This is a genomic window from Curtobacterium sp. MCLR17_039, from assembly GCF_003234745.1.
GTDB classification, from domain to species: Bacteria; Actinomycetota; Actinomycetes; order Actinomycetales; family Microbacteriaceae; genus Curtobacterium; species Curtobacterium flaccumfaciens.
The window spans coordinates 56,932-72,540 of sequence record NZ_QKTF01000012.1; the positions used below are offsets into that span (position 1 = coordinate 56,932).

Here is a 15,609-nt window from a genome sequence, read left to right on the forward strand (position 1 = left end):
GGCGACGGGGGCTCCGGGCCGAGATCGTGATGAAGGGTCGCTCAGGCCGGGTCGGAGGCGTCGGACTCGATGATGCCGACCCGCGCGAGCTCGCTCCACAGGCCGGCGCCGTCCGGTGCGTACACCCAGGGCGCCGACGAGTCACGGGAGCGTTCCTGCGCCCGCGAGCGACCACCGGCCAGGACCGCTTCGCTCGTGGACAGCTGCCGGATGGCGACGCCCGCGACGTTGTCCGGGTGTTCCCGCGAGAAGTCCCCGTAGAGGCTCTCGTCGTGCTGTCCGTCGTCGCCGACCAGGAGCCAGCGGATGTCCGGGAAGTCCTTGGCGAGCCGCCGCAGGTTCTCCTGCTTGTGCAGCTGGCCGCTTCGGAAGAACCGGTCGTGGGTGGGACCCCAGTCGGTGAGCAGGAGCGTGCCGGACGGGTACATGTTGCGCGACAGGAAGCGCTGCAGCGTCGGGGCGACGTTCCACGCCCCGGTCGACAGGTAGACCGTCGGGGAGCCGGGGTGCTGCGCGAGGATCCGCTCGTACAGCACGGACATGCCCGGCACCGGGCGGCGGGCGTGCTCGGTCAGCACGAACGAGTTCCAGGCGGCGAGCATGGGGCGGGGGAGCGAGGTCACCATGACGGTGTCGTCGATGTCGGACAGCAGCCCGAAGCGGGTGTCCGGGTGCACGACGAACACGTCGGCCTCGACGTCGCGCCCGCCGCCTGCCGACAGCCGCACCGTGCGCCAGCCGGGCTCGAGGTCGATCGGGACGATGGTGTCGACGACGCCGCCACGGTCGGTCTTCACGACGTGGGAGACACCGCCGGCGGTGACGGTGACCTCGGCGTGGTCGACGGCCACGCTCGTGAAGCTCTTCCAGCCTCGGACGCCCGCGTAGGAGACGTCGGAGGCGAGACCGCGGCGGGTCAGCAGCACACGGCACAGGATGCGCACCCAACCGGGCGCGCCGTAGCCGGTGTACGGGACCACCGTCGGCACCAGTCCGCGACGGCGTGCACGGTGCTCGCGGAACTCCTGGACGGCGTCCTCGATGCGGGCCGCGCGGTGCAGGAGCGGCTCGGCCAACGACGGCTCGTGGGACGTCGGGTCGGGCATGGCGCCATCATCCCATGTACGGCTGACGAAACCGCGCGCTGGGCGGAACTGGTGAGTCGCAGCCATGTTCCAGGCGCGTTCTGCGAAAGTTGTCCCCGTCACACCAACCAACCGCGCTGGAGCGCAAGAGGAGAACACGTGCTCGTCACCGAGGTAACGAACGCTCTGCCGGGGGGATCATCACTGCTCAGGAACGAGCCGGTCCAAGCCCGCAGTTCGGCGCGCCTCGCCGGCCTCCTCGACGCCGCAGCCGCGGTGATCGACGAGATCGGGTTCGAACGGCTCACGACCGCCATGGTCGCCGAGCGTGCGGGGGCGTCGATCGGCACCGTCTACCGGTACTTCCCGGACCGCATCGCCGTGGTCGAGGCACTCGCGATCCGCTGCACCCAGCGGCTCGCCTCCCGCTTCGTCGAGGCCCTCGACGCCAGCGGCGCCGAGACCTGGCAGGACGCCAACGACGCGCTCATCGACATGACCGCCGAGATGTACCGCACCGAGCCCGGCTTCCGGGCCATCCGCTTCGGCGACCCGGCGGACACCGGTACCGGTGACGCCGAGGACCGCATGGGCGCGCTCGGCGCGACCGTGGGCCAGATCATGCGCGACCGCTTCGGCCTGCCGGACGACGAGCACATCACCCGCGCCTGGGTCGTCCTCGCCGAGTCCGGTCACGCGGTGCTGGCGCGGGCGCACCGCGACCGCGAACACCCCGACACGGAGCTGATCGAGGAGTACCGCCGGATGAACCGTGCGCACCTGGAATCGGTGATCGCGGCGTCCTGACCACCCACTCAGCCGACGCGACACGCCGGTGACCGATCCGATCCGCCCGCGCCTCCGAACACCGAGGCGCGGGCGTCGTCGTCCCCGCCAATCCCGTCGTGCCCGTCGGCATCCCCACCGACCGGTGCACCGCCGCGGGTCCGTCACGGATCGTCACAGCGAACCGATGTCGGCACCCCCGGGTACTCTCATCCGGAGTCGGGCTACCTCCGAACAGAAGGGCACCCCATGATCGAGTTCCGCTCGGTGCGCAAGACCTACCCGGACGGCACGACTGCGGTCGAGCACTTCGATCTGGTCATCCCGTCCCGGACCACCACCGTCTTCGTCGGATCCAGCGGCTGTGGCAAGACCACGCTGCTCCGCATGATCAACCGCATGGTCGACCCCACCTCCGGCACCGTCGAGATCGACGGCTCGGACGTCGCCGGGATCAACCCCGTCGAGCTCCGTCGCCACATCGGGTACGTCATGCAGAACTCTGGACTGCTGCCGCACCGCAAGGTCGTCGACAACATCGCGACCGTCCCGCTGCTGACCGGCGTCTCCAAGGCCGACGCACGCAAGCGCGCCCTCGAGCTCATGGACACCGTCGGACTCGACCGTGCCTTCGCCGACCGCTACCCGTCACAGCTGTCCGGTGGCCAGCAGCAGCGCGTCGGTGTGGCCCGCGGGCTGGCCGTCGACCCGAACATCCTGCTCATGGACGAGCCGTTCGGTGCCGTCGACCCCCTGGTGCGCAACGACCTGCAGGACGAGCTCATCCGCCTGCAGCGCGAACTCGGCAAGACCGTCGTGTTCGTGACGCACGACATCGACGAGGCGTTCAAGCTCGGCGACCAGGTCGTCATCCTCAAGAAGGGCGGGGAGATCGCCCAGCAGGGGACGCCGGCCGAGATCCTCGCCGCACCCGCCGACGACTTCGTCGCCACGTTCATCGGCGCCGGCCGCGGGCGCCGCGCGCTCCGCGTCGAGCAGACCCCGACCGGTCCGATCGTCGTCGACGGTGAAGGCCGCGCGGCCGGCGTGCTGACGGGCCCCGTCGGGGTCGTCGACGCCGCCGAGGCCGTGCCGCAGTCCGACGCCCGAGCAGCAGAGGCCGGAGCGTCGCACGACGCACCGGGTGCTCCGGCGCAGGGTGGGGGCACCCGGTGAAGTGGGTGCTGGCGAACCTCGACACGATCTGGGACAACACACTCTCCCACCTCGCGATCGCGATCCCGCCGATCATCGTCGCGTTCCTGCTGTCGATCCCGATCGGGTGGCTGGTGGTCCGGCTGCAGCGCCCCGGTGGGTCGCGCTTCGCATCGGGAGTGGGCAGCAGCATCGTGACCCTCGCCGGTCTGCTCTACGCCATCCCGTCGCTCGCCCTGTTCGTCGCGCTGCCGAGCATCATCGGCACCGGCCTGCAGAGCCCGATCAACGTCGTCATCGGCCTGACGCTGTACGGCCTCGCACTGATGGTCCGGTCCACGGTCGACGGGCTGACCTCGGTCGACTCCGAGACCAAGTCCGCCTCGACCGCGATGGGCTACTCACCGGCGCAGCGGTTCTTCCGTGTGGAGCTCCCGCTCGCCGGTCCGGTCCTGCTGGCCGGGCTCCGGGTGGTCTCGGTCTCCACGATCTCGCTGACCACGGTCGGCGCGGTCCTCGGCATCCCGAGTCTCGGCCTCCTGTTCACCGACGGCCTGGGGCGCGGGATCTACGAGGAGATCCTCTCCGGCATCGTGATGGTGCTCGTGCTCGCCTTCGCCCTCGACGGCCTCCTCGTGCTGCTCGGGCGCCTGGTCATGCCGTGGACCCGGACGAACTCGGTGTCACGCCGACAGGCCCGCCGGGTCCTGCAAGCAGCGGAGGTCTCCTCGTGATCATCGGACAGGCCTTCGCGTGGGTGTTCGACCCCGCGAACTACGGCGGGTACAACGGCATCCCCACGCGCCTCTGGGAGCACGTCTGGATCACCCTGCTCGCGGTGCTCATCGCCGCCGTCATCGCCGTGCCGGTCGGGTACGCGATCGGCCACACGCGCCGTGCTCGCGGCTTCTCGATCGCGGTGTCCGGCGGGGTGCGGGCGCTTCCGACACTCGGCGTGCTCTCGCTGTTCGGGCTGCTGCTCGGCATCGGGCTGCAGGCTCCCTTGCTCGCCCTCGTCATCCTGGCGATCCCGTCGGTGCTCGCCGGTGCGTACTCCGGCATCGAGTCCGTCGACCCGGGGGTCGTCGACGCCGCGAAGGCCCAGGGCATGACCGGCTGGCAGATCCTGTGGAAGGTCGAGATCCCGCTCGGGCTCCCGCTCCTGATCGGTGGCATCCGTGCCGCGGTGCTGCAGGTCGTCGCGACGGCCACGCTCGCCGCGTACGTCGGGGCCGGTGGCCTCGGCGGGTACTTCTTCCTCGGCCTGAAGACCCAGGACTACGCCGAGATGCTCGGCGCCTCCATCCTCGTGATCGCCCTCGCGATCGCGTTCGAGATCGTGTTCGCCGTGCTGCAGCGGGCGGCGGTGCCGAAGGGCACCGCGGACCCGTCGGCCCGACAGCGTCAGGGGTCGCGTGAGCGAGCCCGCAATCCACTCCCGGAAGGAAATCCCTCGTGATCACAGCACCCAAGATCCGCGCCGGTGTCGCCGCCGCGATGGCGGTGGGCGTCGTCGCCGCCCTCGCCGGCTGCGCGTCGAGCGACCCGCTCGACAGCGGCTCCAGCGACTCGTCCGACTCGAAGACCATCGTCGTCGGCTCGCAGCAGTACTACTCGAACGAGATCATCGCCGAGCTCTACGCCCAGGTCCTCGAGAAGGACGGCTTCGACGTCAAGCGCAACTTCAACATCGGGCAGCGTGAGGTCTACATCCCGCAGCTCGAGAAGGGCGCCATCGACGTCATGCCCGAGTACAGCGGCAACCTGCTGCAGTACTTCGACAAGGGCTCGGACGCGAAGACCGCCGACCAGATCGACGACGGGCTCGACAAGGCCCTCCCGAAGGGCCTCCGGGTCCTCGACGAGGCCGACGCCACCGACCAGGACAGCTACACCGTCACGAAGAAGTTCTCCGAGGACAACGACGTCACGAGCCTGGCCGACCTGAAGAACGTCGACGAGAAGCTCACCGTGGGCGCCAACTCCGAGAACCAGACGCGGCCGTACGGCCCGAAGGGGCTCAAGTCGGTCTACGGCGTCGACGTCGACTTCAAGGCGATCGAGGACGGCGGCGGCGCCCTGACCGTCAAGGCGCTCAAGGACGACACCGTCCAGCTGGCCGACATCTACACGGCCGACCCGAGCATCAAGGCGAACGGCTTCGTCACGCTGAAGGACCCGGAGAACCTGATCCTGCCGCAGAACGTCGTGCCGGTCGTCTCGAAGAAGGTCAACGAGAAGGCTGCGGACGCGATCGACTCGGTCAACGAGAAGCTCACGACCGAGGCCCTGATCGAGCTCAACACCAAGAGCACGGCCGACAAGGAGAAGGCGTCCACCATCGCCGAGGACTGGCTCAAGGCCGAGGGTCTGCTGTAGCCACAGCTCCACGACAGAAAAGCGACAGGCGTCGGGTATCTACCCGGCGCCTGTCGTCGTTCGCGGACGGGGCAGCGCGAACATCCGTGCCGCACGGTTGTGCCGTGCAGAGGCTGTGCACGTTTGTGCACAGTGAGGCTCTACAAGTTGTCGAACAGGGGTGCGGCGCGATAGCGTTGGGGTGTCCCAAGGGCTGTGACACCTGATGTATCCGTTCCACAGGAAGCAACTGACGTGCACGAACAGCGCGCGGCCACCCGTCTCGGAATCGCCGCATGAACGACCTCCTCGATCCGCTCCTCCTGTCGCGGTGGCAGTTCGGTCTGACGACCATCTACCACTTCCTCTTCGTCCCGCTGACGATCGGCATGGCAGCCGTGGTGGCCGTGTTCCAGACCGCCTGGTACCGGACCGGCCGCGCGCACTACCTGCAGCTGACGCGGTTCTTCGGGCGGATCTTCCTGATCAACTTCGCGATGGGTGTCGTGACGGGCATCGTGCAGGAGTTCCAGTTCGGCATGAACTGGTCGAACTACTCGCGCTTCGTCGGTGACGTCTTCGGCGCACCGCTCGCGCTCGAGGGGATCCTGGCGTTCTTCTTCGAGGCGGCGTTCATCGGCATCTGGATCTTCGGCTGGGACCGCCTGCCCAAGGGACTGCACCTGGCGAGCATCTGGTGCGTCAGCGCCGGCACGATCATGTCGGCGTACTTCATCATCGCCGCGAACGCGTTCATGCAGCACCCGGTCGGCTTCGCGATGAACGAGGCCAAGGGCCGTGCGGAACTCACCGACATCTGGGCGGTGCTGGGCAACAAGGTCGCCCTGGCCGCGTTCCCGCACACGCTCTTCGCCTGCTTCATGGTCGCCGCGGCGGTCATCATCTCGGTCGCGGCCTACCACCTGGCGCGCAACCAGAACCTCGAGACGATGATGCCGGCGCTCAAGTTCGGCATGTGGACCATGCTCGCGGCCGGCGCGCTGACCGTCCTGACCGGCGACCAGCTCGGACTGACGATGGTCGACACGCAGCCGATGAAGATGGCGGCGGCCGAGGCGCTGTACAACACCGCGACCGGCAAGGACGCGTCGTTCTCGATCTTCACGCTCGGCACCCCGGACGGCGTGCACGAGCTGTTCTCGATCCGGGTGCCGTACCTGCTGTCGTTCCTGTCGACGCACACGTTCAACGGCACGGTCGAGGGCATCAACGACCTGCAGGCGCAGTACACGCAGGTGTACGGCCCCGGCGACTACAAGCCGATCATCTGGGTCACCTACTGGTCGTTCCGCTGGATGATCGCCCTCGGCGTCGGCGCGGTCATGGTCTCGCTGGTCGGCCTGTGGCTGACCCGCAAGGGCCGGTTCCCGACGCAGCGCTGGGTGTGGCGCATCGCCACCTGGACGGTGCCGCTGCCGATGGCCGCGATGATCGTCGGTTGGGTCTTCACCGAGATGGGTCGCCAGCCGTGGCTCGTGTTCGGGCTGCTCCAGACGAAGGACGGTGTGTCGCCGAACGTGACCGGGCTCGAGGTCCTCATCTCGCTGCTGGTCTTCACCCTGATCTACGGCTCGCTGGCCGTCGTCGAGTTCAAGCTCATCAAGAAGGTCGCGCAAGAGGGGCCCGCCGACCCGGACGAGGTCGACGAGGAGACCGGCGAGGTCAAGCACGAAGTGACGGTCTACTAGAAATGGACGCTGCCTGATGGATCTCCCCGTTCTCTGGTTCGCGATCGTCGGCGTCTTCTTCGTCGGCTACTTCGTCCTCGACGGATTCGACTTCGGTGTCGGCATGTCCCTGCCGTTCCTCGGCAAGGACGACACCGACCGTCGGGTCCTGATCAACACCATCGGCCCGGTCTGGGACCTCAACGAGACCTGGGTCATCGTCGCCGGGGCGTGCCTGTTCGCGGCGTTCCCGGAGTGGTACGCCACGATGTTCTCCGGCTTCTACCTGGCGCTGCTGCTCATCCTCGCTGCCCTCATCCTGCGAGGGGTGTCGTTCGAGTACCGGCACCAGAACAAGCACCTCGAGTGGAAGCGCCGCTTCGACCTGATGATCATCGTCGGCAGTGCCGTGCCGTCGTTCCTGTGGGGCGTCGCGTTCGGCAACGTGGTCCGTGGCATCCCGATGGACGCGGGGCACAACTACACCGGCACGATCTTCGATCTGCTCAACCCGTTCGCGCTGCTGACCGGTGCCGCGACGCTGCTGGTGTTCTTCACCCACGGGGTCGTCTTCGTCGCGCTGAAGACCGAGGGCGACATCCGCGTCCGTGCCAAGCGCCTGGCGACCCGGGCCGGCATCGTCACGATCGTCGTCGGAGCCGCGTTCCTGGTGTCGATGGCCTTCGTCCGGGCCACCCCGGCCTCGCTGGTGCTCTCCGTGGTCGCCGCCCTGGCCCTGGTGCTCGCGGTGCTCTGCAACGCCTGGGGCAAGGAGGGACGCGCCTTCACGCTGATGGCGGTCACCATCGCCGCGATCGTGCTCGCGATGTTCACGGCGGTCTTCCCCGACGTCATGCCGGCCTCGAACGACGTCGCGAACAGCCTGAACGTGTACAACGCCTCGTCCGGGTCGTACACGCTGACCGTGATGAGCTGGGTCGCGCTGATCTTCGTGCCCCTGGTCTTCGCGTACCAGGCCTGGACCTACTGGGTGTTCCGCAAGCGCGTCTCCCGCGCCCAGGTCACCGCGGCCGCGCACTAGGCGGACGACGATGAAGCCCCTCGACCCCCGACTCCTGCGGTTGTCCCGGACGGCGCGCGGCTTCATCGTCGCCGCCGCCGGCACCGGTGTCCTCCGCACGCTCGCGACCATCGCGATCGCGTGGGGGATCGCCGCGGCCGTCACCCTCGGGGTCGACGCCGTCGGCGACGGCACGGTCCCCGCGGCGTTCGGGCAGGCGCTCGCGCTGCTCGGCGGGGCGTTCGTCCTGCGTGCGGTGGCCGCGTGGGCGACCGACGACCTGGCGGCACGCGCTGCGGCGAAGGTGAAGAGCGAGATGCGCACGACGGTGCTCGCCCGCGCCGCCGAGCGCGGTCCGTCGTGGCTCGCCGGCCGGTCGAGCGCCGGCTTCGCCACCACGCTCGGTCCCGGGCTCGACGCACTCGACGCCTACTTCGGCCGGTACCTGCCGCAGCTCGCGCTCACCGCGATCGCGACGCCGATGCTCCTGGTCGCGATCGGCCTGGGCGACCTGACGAGCGGGCTGATCATCCTCTTCGCCCTGCCGGTGATCCCGGTCTTCATGATCCTGATCGGCCTGGCGACGCAGTCGTTGCAGCGGAAGCAGTCGGACGCCCTCGCGAAGCTCGGTGGCGCCTTCACCGAAGCCGTCGAGGGGCTCGCCACGCTCAAGGTCTTCGGCCGTGCGCGCCGCCAGGTCGGTCGCATCGGGGCGGTCACCGACGAGTACCGCCGCGGCACGATCGGCGTGCTCCGGCTGTCGTTCGTGAGCGGCTTCGCGCTCGAGCTCGCCGCGAGCCTGTCCGTCGCGCTGGTCGCCGTCTCGATCGGCATCCGCCTGGTCGACGGCTCGCTCGGCCTCGGGGCCGCGATGTTCGTGCTCGTCCTGGCCCCGGAGGCCTTCGCCCCCATCCGCCAGGTCGGCGCCGACTTCCACGCCGCCCAGGACGGCGTCGAGGCCTCGGCCGCGGTGCTCGACGTGCTGGCCGACGACGAGACCGCGTCGTCGTCCGCGACCGGCAGCAGCGGGACCGACACGGACACCGCAGCACCCGCCACCGCCGTGGACGTCCGGGGGCTCGACGTCCGCGGGCTCACCGTCCGCCGACCCGACGTCGTGATCGGACCGTTCGACCTGCACGCCGAGCCCGGCACCGTCGTCATGCTGGCCGGCCCGAGCGGTTCCGGCAAGTCGAGCATCATCGCCGCACTCCGCGGGGTCCTGCCGCACGACGGCATCGTCACCGTGCCCGGCCCGGCCGGCGCGTCGGTCGCCGAGCGCACCACGTGGGCCGACCAGCGCCCGCGTCTCGTCCGCGGGACGATCGCCGAGAACGTCGCGCTCAGCGCGACCCCCGACGACGCCGACGTGCGCACCGCCCTGGGCGACGCGGGGCTGGGACTCGACGCGGGCCTCCCGGTCGGCGCCGGTGGCAGCGGACTGTCCGGCGGCCAGGCACAGCGCGTCGCCGTCGCCCGCGCGCTGTACCGCGCACGCCGCGCCGCCACGCCCCTCGTGCTGTTCGACGAGCCGACGTCGGCGCTGGACGCCGAGGCCGAGGAACGCGTCATCGCGGCAGCCCGAGGCCTGGCGGCCGACGGCGCCGTCGTCGTGATCGCCAGCCACCGACCCGCGGTCGTCGCCGCGGCGGACGTCCGCGTGGACGTCCGCGCCGGCGGGTCCGTGACGGTCCGCAGGGGGGTGCGCGCATGAGCCGGGAGGCCCGTGGCGGCTCCGTCCTGCGGCTCGCGCTGCCGCACGGGTCGGGTTGGGCGAAGGCGGTCGCCGCCGGAGCGCTCAGCGCGCTCTGCGCTGTCGCGCTCCTCGCCGCGAGCGGCTACCTGATCACCCGTGCCGCCGAGCACCCGCCGATCCTGTACCTGACGCTCGTGATGGTCGGCGTGCGCGCCTTCGCGCTGGGGCGTGCGGTGCTGCGCTACGTCGACCGGCTCGCCGGGCACGACGCGTCCTTCCGGCAACTGGCCGTGGTGCGGACGGAGATGTACCGACGGCTGGCGTCGATCGCGCCCGCCGGACTCGGCCGGACCGGACGCGGCGACCTCATGACGCGCCTGGTGACCGACACCGACCGGCTGCAGGACCTGCCGATCCGCGTCGTCGGCCCGCTCGTCTCCGCCGGGGTCGTCGCGGTGCTGTCGGTCGTCGCCGTGGCGCTCGTGTCGGTGCCGGCGGCGCTCGTGCTCGTCCTCGCGCTGGCGGTCGCGGCCCTGGTCGGCACGATCGTCACCCGCTCGATCGCCGAGCGCTCGGATCGCGAGACCGCCGCCGACCGCGGTCGCGTCGCGGACCTGGTGCTCGACACCGTCCGGACGCTCGACGTCTTCGCCGCGTACGGCACCCTCGACGAGCGGCTCGCGCACATCGCCCGGCTCGACGCGGGGGTCACCCGGGCCGTCCGGCGCCGTGGCACGGTCGAGTCGCTCGTCGGTGCACTCGTCGGCCTGGTCGGTGGCGGTGCGGTGATCGGGATCCTCGCCGTCGGTGCCCCCGCCGTGGTGTCCGGTGCGCTCGACGGTCCGCTCTGGGCACTGGCGGTCTTCGTGCCGCTCGCGCTCTTCGAGGTCGTCGGGACCGTCCCGCTCGCCGTCCTGACGCTCCGCCGGGTGCGTGCTGCGGCCGAACGGGTCGAGCAGGTCGTGCCCGCCGAGGTGCCCGTCGGCATCGTCCCCGAGCCCGACGAGGACGCCGACCCGGCGTCGCTCGTGGTCGAGGGGGCGGTCACAGTCACCGTCCACGACCTCACGGTCCGCTGGCCGGGGGCTGCCGAGCCCGCGGTCGACGGGGTCTCGTTCACGCTCACCCCCGGCGAGGTCGTCGTGCTCCAGGGCCCGAGCGGCGCCGGCAAGTCGACCCTGGTCGACGCGCTCGTCCGGTTCGTGGAGCACGAGGGCTCCTACACGCTCGACGGCGTCGAGGCGAAGGCGATGCACCCCGACGCGGTGCGGGCCCGGGTCGGCCTGATCGAACAGGACCCGTTCGTGTTCGACCAGTCGGTGCGGCAGAACCTGCTCTTCGCCCGTGGGACCGCGACCGACGACGAACTGCTCGCCGTGCTCGACCGGGTCGGCCTGGGGGAGTGGGTCGTCCGGCGGGGCGGGCTGGACGCCTCGGTCGGGGAACGCGGCGTGCTCGTGTCCGGCGGCCAGGCGCACCGGCTCGCGCTCGCCCGCGCACTGCTGCACGCGTTCCCGGTGCTGGTGCTCGACGAACCGACCGCCGACGTCGACCCGGACCTCGGTGACACCGTGCTGCGTGACCTCGTCACCACGGCCCGCGCAGCGGGCCGGACGGTCGTCATCGTCTCGCACGTCCCGGTGGCGCCGGACCTGGTCGACCGCACCCTGCGGATGCGGGACGGACGCCTGCTCGCCGGGTGAGCCGACAGGCGGACGCGGGACGGGCCTCCCGGCTTGTATCGTTGACGACCGTGACCACCGAGCAGCACGCCGAGGACCCGAACGCCTACGACTTCCGTCGTATCCAGGAGAAGTGGCAGCCCCGCTGGGAAGAGCTCGGGCTCTTCACCACCGACCTCGACGACACCCGTCCGCGCAAGTACATCCTCGAGATGTTCCCGTACCCGTCCGGCGACCTGCACATGGGGCACGCCGAGAACTGGGCCCTCGGGGACTTCGTCGCGCGCTACTGGCGCCAGCAGGGCTTCAACGTACTGCACCCGATCGGCTGGGACTCGTTCGGGCTGCCCGCCGAGAACGCGGCGATCAAGCGCGGGGTGGACCCGAAGGACTGGACCTACGCGAACATCGAGCAGCAGAAGGCGTCCTTCAAGCGCTACGCGCCGTCGTTCGACTGGACCACCGAGATCCACACCTCGGACCCCGAGTACTACAAGTGGAACCAGTGGCTGTTCCTGAAGATGTACGAGAAGGGCCTGGCGTACCGCAAGGACAGCTGGGTCAACTGGGACCCGGTGGACCAGACCGTGCTCGCGAACGAGCAGGTCCTGCCCGACGGCACCTCGGACCGCTCCGGCGCCGTCGTCGTGAAGAAGAAGCTCACGCAGTGGTACTTCAAGATCACCGAGTACGCCGACCGGCTGCTCGACGACCTGAACCAGCTCGAGGGGCGGTGGCCGGCGAAGGTCATCGCGCAGCAGCGCAACTGGATCGGCCGCTCGGTCGGTGCCGACGTCGACTTCGTGATCGAGGGCCGCGACGAGCCCGTCACGGTCTTCACCACCCGTCCGGACACGATCCACGGGGCGACGTTCCTGGTCGTCGCGCCGGACTCCGACCTGGCTGCCTCGCTGGTCGCCGACCCGTCGGTGCCGTCCTCCGTCCGTGACGACTTCGACGCCTACCTGACGGCAACGCAGAAGACGTCCGAGATCGACCGGCAGAACGCCGACCGCCCGAAGACCGGCGTGCCGCTCGGCCGGTCCGCGATCCACCCGCTCACTGGGGAGCGCCTGCCGATCTGGGCCGCCGACTACGTGCTCGCCGACTACGGCCACGGCGCCGTGATGGCCGTGCCTGCGCACGACCAGCGCGACCTCGACTTCGCGCGGGCGTTCGACCTGCCCGTCAAGGTGGTCGTCGACACGAACGCCGCCGTCACCGGCGCGATCCCGGTCATCCCCGAGGGCGCGACGATCGACGACTTCGACGTGCCGACCCTCGACCCGGTCGCCACCGGCGAAGCGCTGACCGGTCAGGGCCGGATGATCAACTCCGGGCCGCTCGACGGCATGTCGAAGCAGCACGCCATCACCGCTGCCATCGCGCTGCTCGAGGAGCGCGGCACCGGCCGTGCCGCCAAGACCTACCGCCTGCGCGACTGGCTCATCTCGCGCCAGCGCTTCTGGGGCACCCCGATCCCGATCATCCACGGCGCCGACGGCACCGAGCACCCGGTGCCCGAGGACCAGCTGCCGATCGTGCTGCCGGACACCGAGGGCCTCGACCTCAAGCCGAAGGGCACGTCCCCGCTCGGTGGCGCGACCGACTGGGTGAACGTCCCGAACCCCGTCGATGGCACCCCGGCGCTCCGCGACACCGACACGATGGACACCTTCGTCGACTCGTCGTGGTACTTCCTGCGGTTCCTGTCGGCGAACGACGACACCCAGGCGTTCGACCCGGCAGCCGCGCGCCGCTGGGCTCCCGTCGACCAGTACATCGGCGGCATCGAGCACGCGATCCTGCACCTGCTCTACGCCCGCTTCGTCACGAAGGTGCTGTTCGACCTCGGGTACCTCGACTTCACCGAGCCGTTCTCGGCACTGCTCAACCAGGGCATGGTGCTGTCCGGTGGCTCGAAGATGTCGAAGTCGAAGGGCGGCGTCTCGCTCGGTGACGAGCTCGACGCGAACGGCGTCGACGCCATCCGCCTGGTCATGGGCTTCGCCGGCCCGCCCGAGGACGACATCAACTGGGAGGACGTCTCGCCGTCCGCCTCGGCTCGGTTCCTGGCGCGGGCGTACCGCCTGGCGCTCGACGTCACGTCCGCACGCGACGTCGTCTGGGCCGACGGTGACCGGGCACTCCGCCAGGTCACGCACCGGTTCCTCGCCGACGCCCCCGGGATGATGGAGTCGTTCAAGTTCAACGTCGTGATCGCGCGACTGATGGACCTGGTCAACGTCACCCGCAAGGCGATCGACAGCGGTCCCGGCGCCGGTGACCCCGCCGTGCGCGAGGCCGTCGAGACCATCACGCTCGGGCTGAGCGTCTTCGCGCCGTACACCGGCGAGGAGATGTGGGAGAAGCTGGGCTACGAGGCCACCGTCGCCACGTACGGCTGGCGGAAGGCCGACCCGACGCTGCTCGTGCAGGAGACCCTGACCGCCGTCGTGCAGGTCAACGGCAAGGTGCGTGACTCGTTCGAGGTGTCGAAGTCGATCGAGGCGGACGAACTCGAACAGCTCGCACGGTCGTCCGCGAACGTGCAGCGGTACATCGGTGACCGCGAGATCGTGAAGGTGATCGTCCGGGCGCCGAAGCTCGTGAACATCGCCATCAAGGGGTAGCGACCGTCGCTGGCGTCGTCCCTCACAGCAGGGGCGTTCGTGGCACCCCTCCACGGGTGCGACCTCCGGAGCCCGGCCGATCGGCCGGGCTCCGTAGCGTTCGGGGCATGTCGTCCCCGTCGTCTCCCGGACCCTGGTGGTCCCGTCTCGCGTTGTCACCGCGGGCAGCCGTGGTGCTGGCGGCGGTCGTGGTGGTGGTCGCCGTCGTGGTGGTCCTCGTCGGGGCGCTGCTGTCGGGTGGTGGCGAGGGTGCCGGGGGAACGGCTGGGGTCGTCGTGCGTGGGGCGCCGACGGCCGGTGCGGGTGCGGCGTCGGGCGTACCGTCTCCGTCCGCAGGTGCGTCTGCCGGTGCTGCTCCGTCCGCTCCTGGTGCCGGGCGCGTCGTGGTGCACGTGCTCGGGGCGGTGCGGCGGAGCGGTGTGGTCGAGTTGCCGGCATCGAGCCGGGTCGGTGACGCGCTCGAACGTGCCGGTGGGGCCACCGACGACGCCGATCTCGACCGCCTGAACCTGGCCCGGGTGCTGACGGACGGCGAGCGGTTGTACGTGCCGCGGGTCGGGCAACAGGAGGTGCCCGAGGCGCTCGGGCCGATGGCAGACGGTGCTGCCGCCGGGCCGACTGCCGCCGCCGGGGCCGGGGCCGGGAGCGGCGGTGGCTCGGCGGGCACCGGGGACGAGGAGTCCGCCGTCGTCGACCTGAACACCGCCGACCAGACCGCGCTCGAGACCCTGCCCGGGATCGGACCCGGGCTGGCCGGGCGGATCATCGCCTGGCGGGACGAGCACGGCCGGTTCACCGCGGTGGAGGACCTGCTCGACGTCAGCGGCATCGGCGACGTGCGGTTCGCCGAGCTCCGCGATCGTGTGCGGGTCTGAGGGCGACCGTGCAGCTCGCTCCGAGTGCGATCGACCTGCGGGTCGCGGTGCCGGTGGCCGTCGCCTGGATCACGACCGCCCTGCTCGTCGGCGTGCCCGACGTGGCACCCGTGGTCGGTGGGGCCGCGGCGCTCCTGACCGGCGCCAGCGGCAGCGTGCTCCGGTGGCGTCGGGGCGCCCGGGTGGTGCCGGCCGTCGCCGGGCTGCTGCTCGTCGCGGGGGCCCTGACGACGCTGCTCGCGGTGTCGGTCTCCGTGGGGGATTCCCGGCGGGCCCCGGAACCGCTCCGTGCGCTCGTCGCCGGCCCGGGGGCGGGGCACGTGGGCGTCGAGGCCGTGCTGACCCGCGACCTCGTGCCGGGGGACCGCTCCGTCACCGCGACACTGGTGCGTGCGGACGACCTCGGCGGGCTCCGGGTGCCGGTCCGGCTGGTCCCCGACCAGCACGGCGACGCACCTGGCGCCGTGCTGGCGGCCGGTGCCCGGGTCACCGTGACCGCCACCCTGCAGCCGGACGAACCCGGTTCCGCGACCGCCTTCGTCGCGTTCCTGCGCGGGACGCCGTCATCGGTGCCGCCCGACGGGCTCCTCAGTGCCACCGACACCGCGCGGCAGGCCTTCGTACGGGCCA

12 protein-coding genes are annotated in these 15,609 nt (G+C 70.7%); 11 read left to right on the forward strand and 1 reads right to left on the reverse strand.

Features of this window, described 5'->3' with window-relative positions; all coding sequences use genetic code 11:
- Positions 1 to 41 precede the first annotated feature (41 nt).
- Positions 42 to 1,106, reverse strand: coding sequence for an App1 family protein (locus DEJ00_RS13900; RefSeq protein ID WP_071248161.1), 1,065 nt, complete (start codon positions 1,104 to 1,106; stop codon positions 42 to 44).
- Between the two features lie 138 nt (positions 1,107 to 1,244).
- Between DEJ00_RS13900 and DEJ00_RS18585 the strand changes: the two genes are divergently transcribed.
- From DEJ00_RS18585 to DEJ00_RS13955, 11 genes are all read left to right on the forward strand, one after another.
- Positions 1,245 to 1,892 (forward strand): TetR/AcrR family transcriptional regulator, encoded by a 648-nt coding sequence (locus tag DEJ00_RS18585; RefSeq protein WP_071248156.1) that lies wholly within the window; start codon positions 1,245 to 1,247, stop codon positions 1,890 to 1,892.
- 228 nt (positions 1,893 to 2,120) lie between these two features.
- A complete protein-coding gene (locus DEJ00_RS13910) occupies positions 2,121 to 3,047 on the forward strand; it encodes an ABC transporter ATP-binding protein (protein ID WP_071248155.1) in 927 nt (308 codons plus the stop codon).
- Entirely contained in the window at positions 3,044 to 3,760 is a 717-nt protein-coding gene (locus DEJ00_RS13915) for an ABC transporter permease (protein WP_027465272.1), read from the forward strand. The genes DEJ00_RS13910 and DEJ00_RS13915 overlap by 4 nt, the downstream gene beginning before the upstream one ends.
- Positions 3,757 to 4,485 (forward strand): ABC transporter permease, encoded by a 729-nt coding sequence (locus DEJ00_RS13920; protein WP_111057760.1) that lies wholly within the window; start codon positions 3,757 to 3,759, stop codon positions 4,483 to 4,485. Before DEJ00_RS13915 ends, DEJ00_RS13920 begins: the two co-directional genes overlap by 4 nt.
- Positions 4,482 to 5,405 (forward strand): ABC transporter substrate-binding protein, encoded by a 924-nt coding sequence (locus DEJ00_RS13925; RefSeq protein WP_027465274.1) that lies wholly within the window; start codon positions 4,482 to 4,484, stop codon positions 5,403 to 5,405. The genes DEJ00_RS13920 and DEJ00_RS13925 overlap by 4 nt, the downstream gene beginning before the upstream one ends.
- Positions 5,406 to 5,680: 275 nt before the next feature.
- Positions 5,681 to 7,093, forward strand: a complete 1,413-nt coding sequence (locus DEJ00_RS13930; RefSeq protein WP_027465275.1) for a cytochrome ubiquinol oxidase subunit I — start codon at positions 5,681 to 5,683, stop codon at positions 7,091 to 7,093.
- A gap of 16 nt (positions 7,094 to 7,109) precedes the next feature.
- Complete coding sequence (cydB, locus tag DEJ00_RS13935; protein WP_111057761.1) at positions 7,110 to 8,114, forward strand: cytochrome d ubiquinol oxidase subunit II; 1,005 nt, start codon at positions 7,110 to 7,112, stop codon at positions 8,112 to 8,114.
- A 10-nt stretch (positions 8,115 to 8,124) separates the two neighbouring features.
- Positions 8,125 to 9,807 carry a thiol reductant ABC exporter subunit CydD gene (cydD, locus tag DEJ00_RS13940; protein WP_111057762.1) on the forward strand — a complete coding sequence of 561 codons (1,683 nt, stop codon included), beginning with the start codon at positions 8,125 to 8,127 and terminating at the stop codon, positions 9,805 to 9,807.
- Complete coding sequence (gene cydC / locus DEJ00_RS13945; RefSeq protein WP_111057763.1) at positions 9,804 to 11,492, forward strand: thiol reductant ABC exporter subunit CydC; 1,689 nt, start codon at positions 9,804 to 9,806, stop codon at positions 11,490 to 11,492. Before cydD ends, cydC begins: the two co-directional genes overlap by 4 nt.
- Before the next feature lie 50 nt (positions 11,493 to 11,542).
- Positions 11,543 to 14,104, forward strand: a complete 2,562-nt coding sequence (gene leuS / locus DEJ00_RS13950) for a leucine--tRNA ligase (RefSeq protein WP_111057764.1) — start codon at positions 11,543 to 11,545, stop codon at positions 14,102 to 14,104.
- Between the two features lie 107 nt (positions 14,105 to 14,211).
- The gene (locus DEJ00_RS13955; RefSeq protein ID WP_111057765.1) at positions 14,212 to 14,979 is read left to right on the forward strand and encodes a ComEA family DNA-binding protein; all 768 of its coding nucleotides are present in this window, start codon (positions 14,212 to 14,214) and stop codon (positions 14,977 to 14,979) included.
- The last annotated feature ends 630 nt before the right edge of the window (positions 14,980 to 15,609 follow it).

Coding starts and splice junctions, on each gene's coding strand:
- DEJ00_RS13900 (WP_071248161.1), bottom strand. CDS start 1,106: ATGCCCGACCCGACGTCCCACGAGCCGTCGTTGGCCGAGCCGCTCCTG.
- DEJ00_RS13910 (WP_071248155.1), top strand. CDS start 2,121: ATGATCGAGTTCCGCTCGGTGCGCAAGACCTACCCGGACGGCACGACT.
- DEJ00_RS13930 (WP_027465275.1), top strand. CDS start 5,681: ATGAACGACCTCCTCGATCCGCTCCTCCTGTCGCGGTGGCAGTTCGGT.
- cydB (WP_111057761.1), top strand. CDS start 7,110: ATGGATCTCCCCGTTCTCTGGTTCGCGATCGTCGGCGTCTTCTTCGTC.
- cydD (WP_111057762.1), top strand. CDS start 8,125: ATGAAGCCCCTCGACCCCCGACTCCTGCGGTTGTCCCGGACGGCGCGC.
- cydC (WP_111057763.1), top strand. CDS start 9,804: ATGAGCCGGGAGGCCCGTGGCGGCTCCGTCCTGCGGCTCGCGCTGCCG.
- DEJ00_RS13955 (WP_111057765.1), top strand. CDS start 14,212: ATGTCGTCCCCGTCGTCTCCCGGACCCTGGTGGTCCCGTCTCGCGTTG.